This is a genomic window from Selenomonas oralis (assembly GCF_051603425.1).
Taxonomy (GTDB): domain Bacteria; phylum Bacillota; class Negativicutes; order Selenomonadales; family Selenomonadaceae; genus Selenomonas; species Selenomonas sputigena_A.
Window position 1 is genome coordinate 1,003,542 of the sequence record NZ_CP194411.1, and the last position, 15,005, is coordinate 1,018,546.

Sequence of the window (15,005 nt, forward strand, 5' to 3'; positions counted from 1 at the left end):
ATTTCCTGCTGATACCATTTACTGAAGCATAGAAACATGAAGAATGAAAGCAAAGAGCCTCCAACTAAAGAATTTCCGCAACTATAAAGAACTCCATCTCCCCTTGTCTCCCAATATCAATGTCTTTCTGGGCGAAAATGCGCAGGGAAAGACGAATATCGTGGAGGCTCTTTTCTATGCGGCTATGGGACGCTCGCATAGGACGGGAACGGATTATGACCTCATCGCCTGGAAAGAGGACGAGGCGATGATGAAACTTTCCTTTGAGCGTCTTGCTGTCGAAAATACGCTCGAATTTCATTTCGCACGCGGCAAAAGGCGGCAAAGCCGCAGAAACGGGGAAGCAATCCGGACGAAAGAGCTCTTTGGGACATTCAACGCCGTTCTTTTTTCTCCGGAAGATCTCTTTCTTGTCAAAGGCGCACCTGCTGAAAGACGCCGCTTTCTCGACGGGGAGCTTTCGCAGGCAAGCCCTTCCTACGGCCATGAACTGCTGAAATATACGCGCATATTGACGCAGCGGAACATCCTGCTGAAGAAAATAAGGGAAAGAAAGGCTCGCAAGGATATGCTTTCCCTTTGGGATGTGCAGCTGGCTGAAAGTGCGGCACGCATTGTGGAGAAGCGCTTCCTTGCAATCAAGAAGCTCAATATGCTCGCGAATCTCATGCAGAGGCGCATATCCGACGGCCGAGAGAATCTTTCCCTTTCCTATGAGATGAAAGGGGCAGATGGCGAGCCGCCTTGCGTGACATCTGAGCTTGTTCCATGGTATAATAAAAAGCTGGAAGAGTTTCAGGAGCTTGATATTTTGCGCGGCTCAACGAATGTCGGGCCGCAAAGGGACGATATTCGCCTTGAAGTGAATGGAATCAATCTTCGTTCCTTCGGCTCACAGGGGCAGCAGCGCACGGGAGTGCTTTCCTTGAAACTCTCCGAGCTGGAATTTTTGCGCTCAGAAACAGGAGAATATCCTGTGCTTCTTCTCGACGATGTGATGAGCGAGCTCGATCGCACGCGGCGGCAGAAGCTTATGGAGTTCATACGAAAGGAGCACATCCAGACGCTGATCACTGCGACGGATGCGGCATATCTTCCTGCCGGGGAGCTTGCCGATATCTTCCATGTAAGGGCAGGACGGATTTCTTCGGAGGGACGGCATGGCGAAAGCATCGAAAAGGCGCAATCCCGGGATGGAAAAAATCAATAAAGTGCTGCCAAAGAGCATCCACCAGCTTGGCAAGAAAGTGGAAAGCGAATACCGGCAGCGTTTTGTGCTTTACCGTTGGCCGGAAATCGTCGGTTCTGGCATAGCTGCGCATGTTTTTCCCGTTGGGATTGAAGGAAAGAAGCTGCTGCTCTATGCTTCGGCTCCTGCCTGGCGCAATGAGATCATGCTCATGCAGCTGCCCATTTTGGCGCGTTTCAATACCTTTGCCGGCTATGAAATGGTACAGGAAATGTGCTTTTCCTGGAAAAGGAATACATCTTATGCGCCTCATAAGGAAAAGGGATCGCCTGCAATGGAAGCGGATGGGTTCGAGGAGCAGGAAGCCTCTTATAAGAAAGCCTTTGCCGCAGCGTGCCTTACGCCAGAAGAGCGGGGAAAAGGCCTTTCTCTGTTGAATGAAGTGGAGGATGGGGAGTTGAAGGACAAGCTTCTTCTCCTCTATGAGAAGAAGAAGAGGAGCGATATGGCGCGCCGCGCCTTAGGAGAAACTCCCTGCCCGCATTGCGGCAGGCTCGTGGCAAGGGACGTTTCGTGCGTTTTTTGCCGCCAGTCGGAAAAGAGGGAAAAGCGCCGGATGATCCGTCGTATGCTTTCGGATGTGCCTTGGCTGCGCTACAGTGAGATCAGGGAGCATATTCCCTGCACGCCGGCCATGGTTGCTTCCGAGCGTTCCCGTCTTGTGCAGGACATGGCGCGCCGCATTGCGTTCGGGGACTGGGACAGCCTGGAGGCAAAGACGCTTGTCATGCTGTATCGTTCCCTGCCGCCGGATCAGCTTACACCGCAGATTGTGCGCGGCACGCTTTATGATTTGCGGCGCGAGCTTTCGGAGGCCCCTGTTTTCCGGCCCTTTCCAAAGCGTGCCGCAGTTTTGCGCGGGGAGGGCTAGGCATGTACCTGCATCTTGGCGGCGACTGTTCCGTTGCTTTTGGCAGCATCATTGCGATTTGCGATATAAAGGCGCAGGAGGAGGGGGGAAAATCCTCCGTGGCGCATTTATTGCAGGAGAAGGAGAAGATTCGTGTTTTGGACAAGGAACCGCGTTCCGTCGTCGTTACGGACGATGCGCTTTATTTTTCCGCGATTTCTTCCCTTTCCCTAAAAAGGCGTCTTAAAATGTTCTTCTGATTTTTTGGTATCATACTGTATAGTTTTATATAAGGGCGGCGCACAATGTCCACAAAGTGAACGTTTGTGCGTGTAGTTTATTGGCACATGGATGGAGCGGATAATAGCATGGCAAAAGAGAACGATAAGAAGAATGCACTTGACATGGCTTTGGAGCGCGCCGCGGAAGATGCGGCGGAGAAGGAGCGCGAGGAAGCTGCGGCAAGGTTCGCCGAGGAGATTCGTGATGACGATCTTGATCTGGAGAATGTCGAAATCCATACGGATGCAGACAGCGTCGATGTTACGGCAGTCGAGGGCGACTATGGCGCGGAACAGATTCAGATCTTAGAAGGCCTCGAGGCTGTTCGGAAGCGTCCCGGCATGTATATCGGCAGCACATCGGAGCGCGGTTTGCACCATCTCGTCTATGAAGTTGTGGACAACTCGATCGATGAGGCGCTTGCAGGCTACTGCGACCATATCGATGTGACGATCGAAGCGGACAACAGCATCACCGTTGTTGACAATGGACGCGGCATTCCGGTCGATATGCACGAGAGCGGCAAGCCGGCAGTCGAAGTCGTTTTGACCGTGCTGCATGCCGGCGGCAAGTTCGGCGGCGAGGGATACAAGGTATCGGGAGGCCTGCATGGCGTCGGCGTCTCCGTGGTCAATGCCCTTTCCACTTCGATGGATGTCGAGGTCAAGCGCGACGGCAAGATCCATCGGATTCGCTTTGAACACGGCGCGACGGCAATACCGCTCGAGATTGCCGGAGATACGGAGCAAACGGGTACGCGGGTGCATTTTGTACCGGATCCGGAAATCTTTACCGTGACGCAGTACAGCTTTGATACATTGAAGCACCGTTTGCGTGAGCTCGCTTTCCTGAACCAGGGTATAACGATCACCCTTTTGGACAAGCGCGGCGAAGGACGTGAGGAAAAATATTATTACGAGGGCGGCATACGCTCTTTTGTTGAGCATCTGAACCGCAAGAAAGAAATCATCAACCAGGTGCCGATCTACTTCAATGGCATCAAGGATGATACCGTTGTGGAAATCGCCATGCAGTACAATGACAGCTATATGGAGAATATCTACAGCTTTGTCAACAATATCAACACCGAAGAAGGCGGCACGCATCTTGCGGGCTTCAAGATCGCCCTGACCCGTGCCGCGAATGACTTCGCGCGCAAGCAGGGCATATTGAAGGAAAAGGACGGCAATCTTTCGGGCGAGGACGTGCGTGAAGGCCTGACCTGCGTCATCAGCCTGAAGATTCATGAGCCGCAGTTCGAGGGACAGACAAAGACGAAGCTCGGCAATTCTGAGGTTCGCGGCATCGTCGATTCCATCGTAACGGAAGGGCTCAGCGAGTATTTCGAAGAGAATCCTGCCGTCACGAAGAAGGTCATCGAAAAGGCCATCATGGCCTCGCGTGCGCGCGAAGCTGCACGAAAGGCAAGGGAGCTGACGCGCCGCAAGAACGCGCTGGAGGTTTCGAGCCTGCCCGGAAAGCTTGCGGACTGCTCGATCAAGGATCCGGACCAGGCGGAAATCTACCTCGTCGAGGGCGACAGCGCCGGCGGCTCGGCCAAGCAGGGGCGTGACCGCCGCTTTCAGGCGATTCTTCCCCTGCGCGGCAAGATTTTGAACGTTGAGAAGGCGCGTCTTGACAAGATCTTTGCCAACGCTGAAATCCGCACGATGATCACGGCTTTCGGCACGGGAATCAGCGACGATTTCGATATAGCCAAAAGGCGCTACGGCAAGATCATCATCATGACCGATGCCGATGTCGACGGCTCGCATATCCGCACGCTTCTTCTGACATTCTTCTATCGCTATATGAAGCCGCTGATCGAGCGCGGCCATGTCTATATCGCCCAGCCGCCTCTCTACCTGATTCGCAAGGGAAAGAAGCATTGGTATACCTACAGCGATGACGAGCTTGCGCAGAAGCTCAACGAGGTCGGCAGGGACAATGCGACGGTCCAGCGCTACAAGGGTCTCGGCGAGATGAATCCCGAGCAGCTTTGGGAAACAACGATGGATCCCGAGGGACGCACGATGCTCCAAGTCCGCATGGAGGATGCCGAGGAAGCCGATGAGCTTTTCACCGTCCTCATGGGCGACAAGGTAGAGCCGCGCCGCCAGTTCATCGAGGAACACGCCAAACACGTGCGGAATCTCGATATTTGACGAATAGCCTCGCGATTGTTTTCAATGCTTTGTTAGTTTTATAAAAATGGAATTCATTCCTTCAAAATCATGATATAATGATAAAGAAGGAATGGATTCCATTTTTATTGGGAGAGAACATCATGAAATTGATCGAACGTGCTACCTATATGGATTTCCTGCAGCGCAATCGCGAGCGCCCTATCATCAAGGTGGTTTCGGGCGTGCGCCGCTGCGGCAAATCCACCCTGTTTTCCCTTTACCAACAGTATTTGCTGCAAGACGGCGTATCAGGAGAGCAGATCCATGTCATAAACTTTGAAGATCTGGCTTTTGAAGAATTGCAGGAATATCACGCCTTGTACGACTATGTATGCGAACGGCTTGTGACTGGAAAGTGGAACTACGTCTTTCTCGATGAGGTTCAGCATGTGCCGCACTTTGAAAAAGCGGTGGACAGCCTCTTCATCAAGGAAAATGTCGATTTGTACATCACGGGATCGAATGCTTATTTTATGTCGGGTGAACTCGCCACTTTACTTTCCGGCCGCTATGTGGAGCTTCGCATGCTTCCCTTGTCTTTTCGGGAATTTTGCAGCCGCGATGATCTGCGGGAAAAATTCAGTCTGTCGGAACTCTATGAAAAGTATACGAGGGAGAGTTCTTTTCCCTATGCCATGCAGCTTGAAGGACGGGAAAAGGATGTCCATGAGTATCTGCAGGGAATCTACAGCACGATTCTTTTGAAAGACGTTGTGGCACGCCTGCGCATTGCTGACGCCAAGATGCTCGAAAGCGTCACGAAGTACATCTTTCTCCATGTCGGCAGCCTTCTTTCGCCGAAAAAGATCGCCGATTCCATGACGAGTGCGGGGCGAAAGATTGACGGAAAGACCGTGGAGCGATATTTGCAGGGTCTGCAGGATGGCCTGCTCGTTTATCAGGCGGATCGCTTCCAACTCGTTGGCAAGGAAGTCCTGCGCATCAATCCGAAATACTATGTGGTCGACGCCGCCATGCGCTTCTTCCTCATTGGCAGAAAGGGGCAGGATACGGGTCATGTGCTGGAAAACATCGTTTATCTGGAGCTTCTCAGGCGAGGCTATGAGGTTTATGTCGGCGCCCTGCCAGGCGGCGAAGTCGACTTTGTGGCGCAGGATGAAAGCGGGCAGTCCTATTATCAGGTGTCCGAATCGACGCAGCAGCCCGAGGTTCTGGCACGCGAGCTGAAGTCCCTGCAAGCCTTGAAGGACAACTATCCGAAATATCTGCTGACCTTCGATGAAGTAAATGCGACAGCCGATTACGGCGGCATAAAGAAGAGGAACGTCCTGCGCTGGCTCCTGGGTGAGGAATGAATTTTGCCGCAAACTTCACATAAAACGGCGGAATATCATTCATCAGTGATTCTTAAAATCTTTTCGCAAAAGCCGTAAGAATTCTGCGGCAGAGTAGGAAGGGGCATTGCACGAGGAAATTTTTCCTCATGCAATGCCCCTTTTTACACGTAAGAGAGATTCAATTTCTGCTAACCCAATTTTTCCATTTGCTGTAAGGTGGAGCAGAAGCCTGTTCTGCTAGTTTTCGATTTTTCGCATGTTTCGCGCTTCCTGCACTTTTTCTGCAAGGGCGTCCAACGGTGTTCCGGCGGCGGATTCGACAGCGGCGAGGACGGCGCCCTCTACGAGAGGGGCGTCGATCAGCTTGATTTGACGGTCTTCCATATCTTCAAGCACCATTTCCGCCGTCATGACGGCGCTTCCCATGTCCATGAGGACGGCGACGCCGTCGTCTGTATAGACGGCGTCAATGGCGGCAGAAATCTTTTCATAGCTTGTGCCCAGGCCGCCGTCTTCCGTGCCTCCGGCAGCGGCCGCCTTTACGTCGTGCGCCATCATGCGCATGAGTTCCGTGACGCCTTCGGCAAGTTTTTCGCTGTGGGATACGATGACGATACCGAACATGATCTTCCTCCTGTTTTAGAGCGTATTTGCTATGGCCAGCAGGATGAGGGAGGAGGAAACAGCGCCGGGATCCCTGTGCCCGAGGCTGCGCTCTCCGAGATAGCTCGCGCGTCCTTTGGTGGCGATGATGTCCTTCGTGGACTCAGAGCCTTTCCGGGCGGCGTCTGCGGCAGCAGAAACGGCTTCTTTGAGGCTTTTTCCTCCTTCGACTGCTTCCTCCATGGCGCGTTCAGCCGGGCAGAGAGCGTCGAGCATGGTTTTTTCGCCTTCCGTTGCTTTGCCGCGCATTTTGACGCCGGCAACGGCAGAGGAAAAAGAGGCGAGAAAATCTGCGGCATTGATTTCCATCTTGCCCTTGAGGGCGTCGCCCGCTTTCATGAAGAAGGTGCCGTAAAGGGGACCTGAGGCGCCGCCGACGTTTGAGACGAGCGCCATGCCGACGCCCTTTAGGACAGCGCCGCAGTCCTTTTCAGCGAGGTTTGGCAGTTTTTCCAGTACAGCCTTGAAACCGCGCGCCATATTGATGCCATGGTCGCCGTCGCCAATCGCGTTGTCGAGGTCGGTCAGCAGCTCTTTTTCTGCCTCGATTTCCTTCGCTATTGCTTTGATGACGTCAAACAGTTTTTCCCTGTCCATATAATATATCCCTCATTTCTTCCATGCCAGCGTATCGGCTTTTGCCTCATAGAGACGCTTCATCTCGTCGTCGAGGCGCAGAAGCGTCAGGGAAAAGCCTGCCATCTCGATGGAAGTCATATAGTTTCCGACTTGTGTGTCGTAAATCTTCACGCCCTTCTCTTTCAGATAATCCTGCACGAAGTTGTTGATGATGTAAAGTTCCATCAATGGCGTAGCGCCCATGCCGTTGACCAGCAGGATGACTTCCTTGCCGCTGCAGTCGATATCGGCGAGAATGGTATCGAGCAGCTTCTGTGCGATCTGGTTGGCCGTGCTCAGCTTTTCGCGGTGCGTTCCCGGCTCGCCGTGGATGCCGATGCCGATTTCCATCTCGTCGTCTGCCAGCGTGAAGCCGGGTTTTCCGGCAGCCGGTACGGTGCAGGGGGTGATTGCCATGCCCATGGAGCGTACATTTTTGATGACATTTTCAGCAACGGCTTTGACTTCGGCGAGGGATGCGCCTTCCTCAGCTTTCGCGCCTGCAATCTTGTGGACGAGGACGGTTCCTGCGACGCCGCGTCTCCCCGTTGTATAGAGGCTGTCCTTGACGGCCACGTCATCGTTGACGACGACATAATCGGCTTCGATATCCTCTTCCTTTGCCATATCGATGGCCATTTCAAAGTTCAGGACGTCGCCTGTGTAGTTTTTTACGATGCAAAGGACGCCGTTTTTGGTAGCGACGGCTTTGATGCCCTCGTAAATCTGGTCGGGAGGCGGTGAGGAAAATACGGCGCCTGCCACAGCGCAGTCGAGCATTCCCGTGCCGACATAGCCTCCATGTGCCGGCTCGTGCCCGCTGCCGCCGCCGGAAACGAGAGCGACATGATCCTTTTTCTTCTGGGCGCGTACGACGATGTTTCCTTCTGCAAGCTTTTGCAGTTTTTCCGGTGCGGCCTTGACAAGGCCTTCGATCATTTCTCTTTCTACATCATCCAGTTTGTTGATGAGCTTTTTCATGAACATGACCACCTTTCTTTTCGCGTTACGCTGAACATAGATCCTCACGCCTTACAGCGCTGCCTCTCTTCTTTGAGAAAATACCGATTCGTTTTGCAGCTATTGCGGCGCGTATTTAATCGGCTTTTTCAAAAAGACTTGAGAGATCGAGGGACAAAAATCCCTCGAGAAGTTTTGCCGCTTCGGCTTTTATGGCGGCAGCACCGCCTTTTTCCCTGCTTTCAATATTGAGCGGCATATTCGGGTCGTGCAGGGATACTCTGAGAAGCGCCCAACCGTTTGGGAAGACGAGGCGGACGCCTTCATACGAAGGAGCAGCAATTTTGATGCCATTCTCTTTGGCTCGCGTTTCAAAGGAAGCGAGAACCTTTTCCCCATAAGCTTTTGCATCCGGCTCGTTCATGATCTTGATGCGGTATTCGCGGCTTTCTGCCGGATGGCCGAGTTTTTCTATGAGAGAGGAGAGGGACTGTCCCCGGCGTTTCGCTTCGGCGGCGGCAATGAGGAGCTTCACGGCGAGATAGGCGCCGTCGTCGAGGTAATAATTTTCCGAAAGCGCGCCGTGGCCCGAAGTCTCGATTGCCAAAGGGGAAACCGTGCCGGCTTCGTTGAGGCGGATGCACTCGTTGATGACATTCTTGTAGCCGCGCTTGAAGCGATGATGCTTGAGGCCGAGTTCTTTTTCCAGGAAAATGCTGAGTTCGTCGGAAGTGACAGAGTCCGTGACGATCGTGCTCTGGGGATAGGCAGGCGCAAGAATCGCCGCCATCATGGCTATGAGGGAATTTCGGCTGACATCCTCTCCCGTCGGCAGCACCGCGCTCATGCGATCGACATCGGTATCAAAGATCAGGCCGAGGTCAGCTTGATTCTCGAGCACGGCTTCTTTAATGGAGGCCATGGCCTGTTTGTTCTCCGGATTCGGGATGTGATGGGGGAACATGCCGTCCGGCTCGAGATAACGGCTTCCTGCGGTATTCGCACCGAGCGGTTCGAGAACCTTTGCGGCAAAGAATCCTCCTGCACCGTTTCCGGCATCGACGACGATGCGCATCCCCTCGAAGGGGCGGTCGGCTCCGCCAAGTCCGGCGCGAATCTTTTCCTGCAGATGCCGCGCATAGCGGGAGATGAGATCGAAGCTTTCGGCTTTTTTTCCATGGGCTTCAAGCACAGGATTTCTGGCGGCATTCTTGAGGACTTCCTTGATGTCGGAAGATTCCAGGCCGCCGTCCTTGGTGAAAAATTTCATGCCGTTGCGGTTGTATGGCAGATGGCTCGCCGTGATCATGATGGAACCGTCTGCCTTTGATTCGTCAAAAAGGATGGACATGAACATGGCCGGCGTCGAGGCGAGCCCGCAGTCGAGCGCCTTTGCACCGCGCGCCAGCAGAGCCTGGAAAATAGCGTTTTTCAGGTCTTTTGCTGAAATCCGCGAGTCATGCCCGACGGCGATTTTGAGCTCCTGCGCTTTCTTGCCGCATTTCTTCGTGAGAAAATCTACGAAGCCGGAAGCGATGCGGTTTACGGCCTCAGCCGTGAGGTTCACGGGCTCGTCTGCAACACCGGCAACAGCTATGCCGCGCACGTCGCTGCCGTTTTGCAGTTTCATCAGTTGTTTTTCTGCTATCATAACGATGCCTCCTTCATCAATCCGTGCCGAAAAACTCCTGCTCCGCTGCGATGCAGAGCGCATGGTATATGGGCAGATGAAGTTCCTGGATGCGATATGTCTCGCGTTCGGGCACGGCGAGCAATATATCCGCCAAGGCGCGGAGGCGGCCGCCGCCTTTTCCCGTCAAGGCGATGACAGGGAGGCGGAAGGCGCGCGCGGCCTGGGCTGCATAGAGCACGTTCTGTGAATTGCCGGAAGTGCTGATGGCGAGGAGGATATCGCCCTTTTTTCCGAGCCCGTAGACTTGCTGTGCAAAGACGAGATCGGCTGCCTGGTCGTTGGCGAAAGCCGTGCCGAGTGCGATCTGGTTGACAAGCGAGATAGAGGGCAAGGCTTCCTGCAGGTTTTCCGTCAAATATTCGGCGTCTTCCGGGCAGGTATCGAAGAAGCGTTTCTTTGCCTCTTCGCTCAAGCGGCGCGGCAGAAGAAAGCCTTTCATGAGTTCGCCGGTGATATGCTCTGCGTCTGCGGCGCTGCCGCCGTTGCCGCAGACAAGAAGCTTGCCCCCCGCATGATAAGCGTCTATGATCGCCCGGGCGGCAGCCTTCAAAGGCTCTTCCAAAGGGGCAAGTGCTTCATATCGTTCGATCAATTTGTCGATGGCGGCCAGGGAAGATGCTTTTGCCATGTGTTTTCCTCTTCTCTTTTCGGGTATGTAAGAGCGGCGCACATTATCCACAAAGTGGATATTTATGTGTGTAATTTACGGACGTTCAGTCCCTGTGGAAACGTCGTTTGAGCAGCCAGCCGGCGAATAGAACGGCGAGGACGCCGGCGATGATCATAGCCTGCGTGTGGTCGTCGGCATCTGCCGCGCTTTGCTCTCCGTCCTTGTCTGCAGCTGCCTTTTGGTATTTCTTCGTCGGAGTAGGGCATTGCGCCGCATGGACTGTGGTTGGTCCAAATGCGGCGAGATCTCCGTCCTGTGCGTATGGGACGGCAGGAGCTGAGACAACAGCGAAAGTGCCGAGCAGCAGAGCAATAAGGCTTTTCTTTAAAATTTTTTTTCTTTGTTTCATGGGGGAATGCTCCTCTAGGATTTTTCAGATTTCTTCGCACCGTTTGCCGCCTCATGGAGTGCGGAACAAATGCGGCTCGCTTGTTTGCGCATATATCAAAGATAGGAGCTACGCCCACGGCAAAGCTCCTATCGTCAGGGCAACCACGTTTTTTCTGTTGGTGCAGGCTTGGCTGCAGCAACAATACGGCGGGCTGAAAGTATCAGCTCTTCCTCAGGATTTTCGCTGCTCTTTCCCATAGTCGAGCACATTCTGCAAGGTACGGACCATATGGAGATGCGTCTCGTAATCGAGATCGTTCGCATCGTAGAGCATACGTTTTTTCAGAGCGTCGATTTGCCGCTGCAGCTTTTGCCGCGTCTCTTCGGGGAGACTCATACTTCCCTGCCGTTCTTTTCCAGCAGCATTTGTTGCTGGGCACGGCTGTCCCAGCCTTCTTCCTGCATTTTTTCGGGCGCAGGAGAAAGCCTGTCCAGGATTTCCTGAGTCTCAAGATCCATCTCGTTGAAATCCTCTTTATTCATTTTGACCAGCCACCTTTACTATAATAATTTTACCATGAAAACCCAAGAAATCAAGCCCGAAGGGCGCAGATTGATTGGCAGTTTTCATGTAAGGGCGGCGCATAATTTCCACAGAGTGGATGTTTGTGCGTGTAGCTTAGTGTGAAGCTCCGAGAAGTCAAGCCGAAGGTGCAGGCGAATTGAAGGTCAAATTCAGCTCAAAAATATTTCAGAAAATCTTGACAAGTCAAAGGATTCGTTCTATAATGGAGACAAGAAAAGGGAGCAAGAAAGACTTGGCGGATGAAGTGCCAAGAATGTTCTGGTTCAGTGTTCGGTTGATTGCTGTTATGGCCCGTGGGGGGAAGAAAGGAGGAGAATCCGATGGGGCTGTAAGTCTCGGAAGGAAATCGGATGAAAAGTGAATGAATAATGAATCGTGCCTGAAAGAATGACCGCCGCTCGAAAGAGCGGCGGTCATTCTTTCAGGCGTCATCGATACGCCCCTTCTATTTTATCAATTCCCCGAGGTTTTTCATGATCTTCACATGGGGCAGTGCCTCAAAGTCCTTGCGTTCCGTTGTGCCGGTCAGGACGGCGGCGAAAGGCACGCCTGCAGCCCGGGCGGCTTCGGCGTCGACGGTGTTGTCACCCGTGTAGAGGACTTCCTTTTTTATTGCGCCAAAGCGGCGGCAGGCGGCGAGAATTCCTTCAGGGGAAGGTTTCAGGGTCTTTACATCTTCGCAGCCGATGACGAAATCGATCAGGTCTTCGACGCCGTCGAGCAGGAATTTTTCCATGATGCGGCGGCGCGTTTTTGTCGAGATGATGGCGCTTTTGGCTCCGGCGGCGCGAATGGCGCGAAGAAGCGGCAGCGTCTCGGGATAGAAGTGTGTGTTCGGCGTCATATTCTTGTCGGCTTCTTTGCGGTAGAAAGACAGAAAATTCTCGACCGCCGCCGTCTCCTGCAGTCCTGTCAGGCGGCAGATCGCTTCTTCCATCGGCAGTCCGATGGTCTTTCGTATCGCCTCGTCCGGCACGTCGTCATAGCTGAAATGGGCCAGTGTCGTATGAAAGCAGCCGGTGATCCCTTTTTCGGAGTTCGCAAGCGTGTAGTCAAAATCAAAAAGATAATAACGGTATTCCATGTTTTCACCTCGGGAAAAGATTGGCCTCGGCCTCCCTTATCGTACCACAGGATATCTTTTTTTCAAGAGCGGCGTGTGATTTCTCTTTTGGCTTCGGTTTTGCCGCCGAATTTTCAACACTTGCCCGGGTTTCTGTAAGGGCGGCACACAATATCCACAAAGTGGACGTTTGTGCGTGCAGCTTAGCTTCGCTTTGGTGGCGTACAAGAAAGATTTATGGTAAGATAAGCCATTGCAATGAGATTTCGTGTGATTGAGGTAGGAGGATATGACAAAGTTCATCTTTGATTTGGATGGGACATTGACGAAGGAGGAAACGCTGCCGCTGATTGCGAAGGCTTTTGGCGTGGAAGAAGAGATTGCCGAGCTTACGGAGCGGACGGTCATGGGACAGATTCCGTTTGTTGATTCGTTTGTCCACAGGGTTTCTCTCTTGGGGAAGCTTCCTGTGGATAAGATCGGCGATCTTCTGGCGCATGCAGGGCTTCATGAGGGGCTTGTCGATTTTATCCAAAGGCATAGGGAGCAGTGCTGCATCGCTACGGGAAACCTCTCCTGCTGGGCGGCAAAGCTCATCGAAAGGATTGGCTGCACGGCTTACTGCTCGGAGGGAGAAGTTGCAAACAACCAAGTCGTTGGGATTACGGCAATCTTGAAGAAAGAAGAGATCGTCGCACGGTACCAAGAGGCAGGCTGGCGCGTCGTATTTATCGGCGATGGGGACAACGATGTGGAAGCCATGCGTCTTGCCGATATTGCCGTCGCTGCCGGCTTGACGCACAAACCTTCCCCAGGCGTCGTTTCTGTGGCGGATGAGATGATCATGGAGGAAAGGGCGTTATGCAGCAGGCTGGAACATTTTTTGCAGGATCCGGGGAAATGACTCATGGTACGGGAGAATATCTTTATTTTTAACGTAACGTCGACTTTCATGGATGCAATAACTTCAAGTCGAAATTTTTCATCAAGGAGTACGTTATGGACGATAAAAGCAAATTGAGCCGACGCGGTTTTTTGAAGCTGGCAGGCGGCGTCCTGGTTTTGGCAGGCGGCGGCATTTGGGTGAGCAGGACGGATCTGTTCCATCGCACGGCGCGGGGAATCGATCGGCTTGCGAATCCGCAGAAGATCGAGGCCGAATATATTCGGCAGATCATCACGCAGGATGCGGCGCAGTCGCGTACTATCATGTGGCAGTCGGAGCGAGTGCAGAGCGCGGCTGCTGTCGAGGTGCGCCTGAAGGATGCGGCAGGCGAGGCGCAGCGTGCCGTTGCGACGAATGAGGATTTCGCGGACGACGGGCGTGCGGTCGTGCTGCATACGGCAGAGATTTCCGGCCTTGAGCCGGGCAAGAGCTATGAGTATCGCTTGACAAACGGGGAGGAATCAAGCGAGTGGCTGCCGCTTGCGGCGCCCGGCGGCGGCGGTTTCAAGGCGCTGATTTTTCCGGATTCCCAGTCCAATGACTATGCAGGATGGAAGGATTTGGCGCAGGATGCGTGGAAACGCAATCCCGAGGCCGCTTTCTTCGTCAATATGGGCGATCTGGTCGACAATGGGGAGGATCATACGCAATGGGATGCCTGGCTCGATGCTGTCGGCGGTATGATCGAGAAAATTCCTTTTGCGCCCGTCATGGGCAACCATGAAACATACGACAGAAACTGGAAGGTTCGCCTGCCCGAGGCTTATTTGCAGGAATTCGCCGTACCCGACAACGGCAGTGAGAAGTTTCCCCGCTATTATTATTCCTTCGACTATGGCCCCTGTCATTTCACGGTGCTCAATACGCAGCAGGATGAGACGGCGGATTTCAAGGACGGTCTGATGGAGGAACAGCTGGAATGGCTGCGCGAGGATATGGAAAAAAGCCGCAAGAAATGGAAGATCGCGCTTCTCCATAAGGATGTGCTGCAATACCGCATCCACAATCGTCCCGAGCGCAAGGAAGGCATTTCCGATATCGGTGAAACCTTCATGCCGCTCTTCGATGAGCTGGGCGTCGATCTCGTGTTCACCGCGCATCTTCATACCTACCGCAATCGCGGTCATATCAAATCTTTCAGAGCCTCTGAAACGGGGCCTGTATATATCCTCACCGGCGTTGCCGGCAATGTCCGCTATCCCAATCTCTGGGTCGATCATGCTCTCGACAAGAAAGTTGCTCCTCAGCCGGAAACCGACAATTATCTCGTCCTGGAGGCCGGCAAGAAAGCTCTCGTCATCGATTGCTTCCTGCCCGACGGCAGTTTGATCGACCACATGCGAATCGAAAAATAAGTGATTTTTGCGCCGTGTTCTTTCTGAAAACGATGCAGGAAATTTCGCTTGACGAAAATCATGGGGCTTATTATCATTAGAGAAGTAAATTCAGCGGGTGCATGTTCAGACGGACAGCCTTGACACCGCATAAACGGAAAAGGCCTGCCGTTTGTGCGGCAAAGCGCTGCTTTTTGGCTTTGCTGCACGGGTCCCGCCTTCCTGGTACAAACGATGGGGCTGCTGTGTTGCAGCCTAATTTCATAGATAAAGGATG

Annotated in this window: 16 protein-coding genes; 7 read left to right on the top strand and 9 right to left on the bottom strand. The window is 53.3% G+C overall.

The features are described from left to right. Positions 1 to 43 precede the first annotated feature (43 nt). From recF to ACRTGH_RS04765, 5 genes are all read left to right on the top strand, one after another. Complete coding sequence (recF, locus tag ACRTGH_RS04745; RefSeq protein WP_368847844.1) at positions 44 to 1,210, top strand: DNA replication/repair protein RecF; 1,167 nt, start codon at positions 44 to 46, stop codon at positions 1,208 to 1,210. After that, positions 1,161 to 2,120 (top strand): DciA family protein, encoded by a 960-nt coding sequence (locus ACRTGH_RS04750; protein WP_368847845.1) that lies wholly within the window; start codon positions 1,161 to 1,163, stop codon positions 2,118 to 2,120. Before recF ends, ACRTGH_RS04750 begins: the two co-directional genes overlap by 50 nt. Positions 2,121 to 2,122: 2 nt before the next feature. Continuing rightward, positions 2,123 to 2,359 (top strand): extracellular matrix regulator RemB, encoded by a 237-nt coding sequence (remB, locus tag ACRTGH_RS04755; protein WP_368847846.1) that lies wholly within the window; start codon positions 2,123 to 2,125, stop codon positions 2,357 to 2,359. A gap of 108 nt (positions 2,360 to 2,467) precedes the next feature. Beyond that, positions 2,468 to 4,546, top strand: coding sequence for a DNA topoisomerase (ATP-hydrolyzing) subunit B (gyrB, locus tag ACRTGH_RS04760; RefSeq protein ID WP_368847847.1), 2,079 nt, complete (start codon positions 2,468 to 2,470; stop codon positions 4,544 to 4,546). Positions 4,547 to 4,668: 122 nt separating this feature from the next. Continuing rightward, entirely contained in the window at positions 4,669 to 5,883 is a 1,215-nt protein-coding gene (locus ACRTGH_RS04765; RefSeq protein ID WP_368847848.1) for an ATP-binding protein, read from the top strand. A gap of 219 nt (positions 5,884 to 6,102) precedes the next feature. Here ACRTGH_RS04765 and dhaM read toward each other — a convergent pair whose 3' ends face one another. From dhaM to ACRTGH_RS04810, 9 genes are all read right to left on the bottom strand, one after another. Next, entirely contained in the window at positions 6,103 to 6,489 is a 387-nt protein-coding gene (gene dhaM, locus ACRTGH_RS04770) for a dihydroxyacetone kinase phosphoryl donor subunit DhaM (RefSeq protein ID WP_368847849.1), read from the bottom strand. Between the two features lie 15 nt (positions 6,490 to 6,504). Continuing rightward, entirely contained in the window at positions 6,505 to 7,125 is a 621-nt protein-coding gene (dhaL, locus tag ACRTGH_RS04775) for a dihydroxyacetone kinase subunit DhaL (protein WP_368847850.1), read from the bottom strand. Positions 7,126 to 7,137: 12 nt separating this feature from the next. Further along, the gene (dhaK, locus tag ACRTGH_RS04780; RefSeq protein ID WP_368847851.1) at positions 7,138 to 8,127 is read right to left on the bottom strand and encodes a dihydroxyacetone kinase subunit DhaK; all 990 of its coding nucleotides are present in this window, start codon (positions 8,125 to 8,127) and stop codon (positions 7,138 to 7,140) included. A 115-nt stretch (positions 8,128 to 8,242) separates the two neighbouring features. Then, on the bottom strand, positions 8,243 to 9,757 hold the full coding sequence (locus tag ACRTGH_RS04785) for a phosphohexomutase domain-containing protein (RefSeq protein ID WP_368847852.1): 1,515 nt from the start codon (positions 9,755 to 9,757) through the stop codon (positions 8,243 to 8,245). Between the two features lie 16 nt (positions 9,758 to 9,773). Then, complete coding sequence (locus tag ACRTGH_RS04790; RefSeq protein ID WP_368847853.1) at positions 9,774 to 10,427, bottom strand: D-sedoheptulose-7-phosphate isomerase; 654 nt, start codon at positions 10,425 to 10,427, stop codon at positions 9,774 to 9,776. 85 nt (positions 10,428 to 10,512) lie between these two features. Next, positions 10,513 to 10,818 (bottom strand): hypothetical protein, encoded by a 306-nt coding sequence (locus ACRTGH_RS04795; RefSeq protein ID WP_368847854.1) that lies wholly within the window; start codon positions 10,816 to 10,818, stop codon positions 10,513 to 10,515. A gap of 213 nt (positions 10,819 to 11,031) precedes the next feature. Further along, the gene (locus tag ACRTGH_RS04800) at positions 11,032 to 11,196 is read right to left on the bottom strand and encodes an aminoglycoside phosphotransferase (protein WP_368847855.1); all 165 of its coding nucleotides are present in this window, start codon (positions 11,194 to 11,196) and stop codon (positions 11,032 to 11,034) included. After that, positions 11,193 to 11,342 (bottom strand): hypothetical protein, encoded by a 150-nt coding sequence (locus ACRTGH_RS04805; protein WP_368847856.1) that lies wholly within the window; start codon positions 11,340 to 11,342, stop codon positions 11,193 to 11,195. Before ACRTGH_RS04805 ends, ACRTGH_RS04800 begins: the two co-directional genes overlap by 4 nt. 488 nt (positions 11,343 to 11,830) lie before the next feature. After that, positions 11,831 to 12,469, bottom strand: a complete 639-nt coding sequence (locus tag ACRTGH_RS04810) for an HAD family hydrolase (protein ID WP_368847857.1) — start codon at positions 12,467 to 12,469, stop codon at positions 11,831 to 11,833. Positions 12,470 to 12,737: 268 nt separating this feature from the next. On the opposite strand from ACRTGH_RS04810, the gene ACRTGH_RS04815 reads away from it, so the two are divergent. Next, entirely contained in the window at positions 12,738 to 13,352 is a 615-nt protein-coding gene (locus ACRTGH_RS04815; RefSeq protein ID WP_368847858.1) for an HAD-IB family phosphatase, read from the top strand. 95 nt (positions 13,353 to 13,447) lie between these two features. After that, positions 13,448 to 14,749: a purple acid phosphatase family protein gene (locus ACRTGH_RS04820; RefSeq protein ID WP_368847859.1), complete on the top strand. Its 1,302-nt coding sequence runs from the start codon at positions 13,448 to 13,450 to the stop codon at positions 14,747 to 14,749. The last annotated feature ends 256 nt before the right edge of the window (positions 14,750 to 15,005 follow it).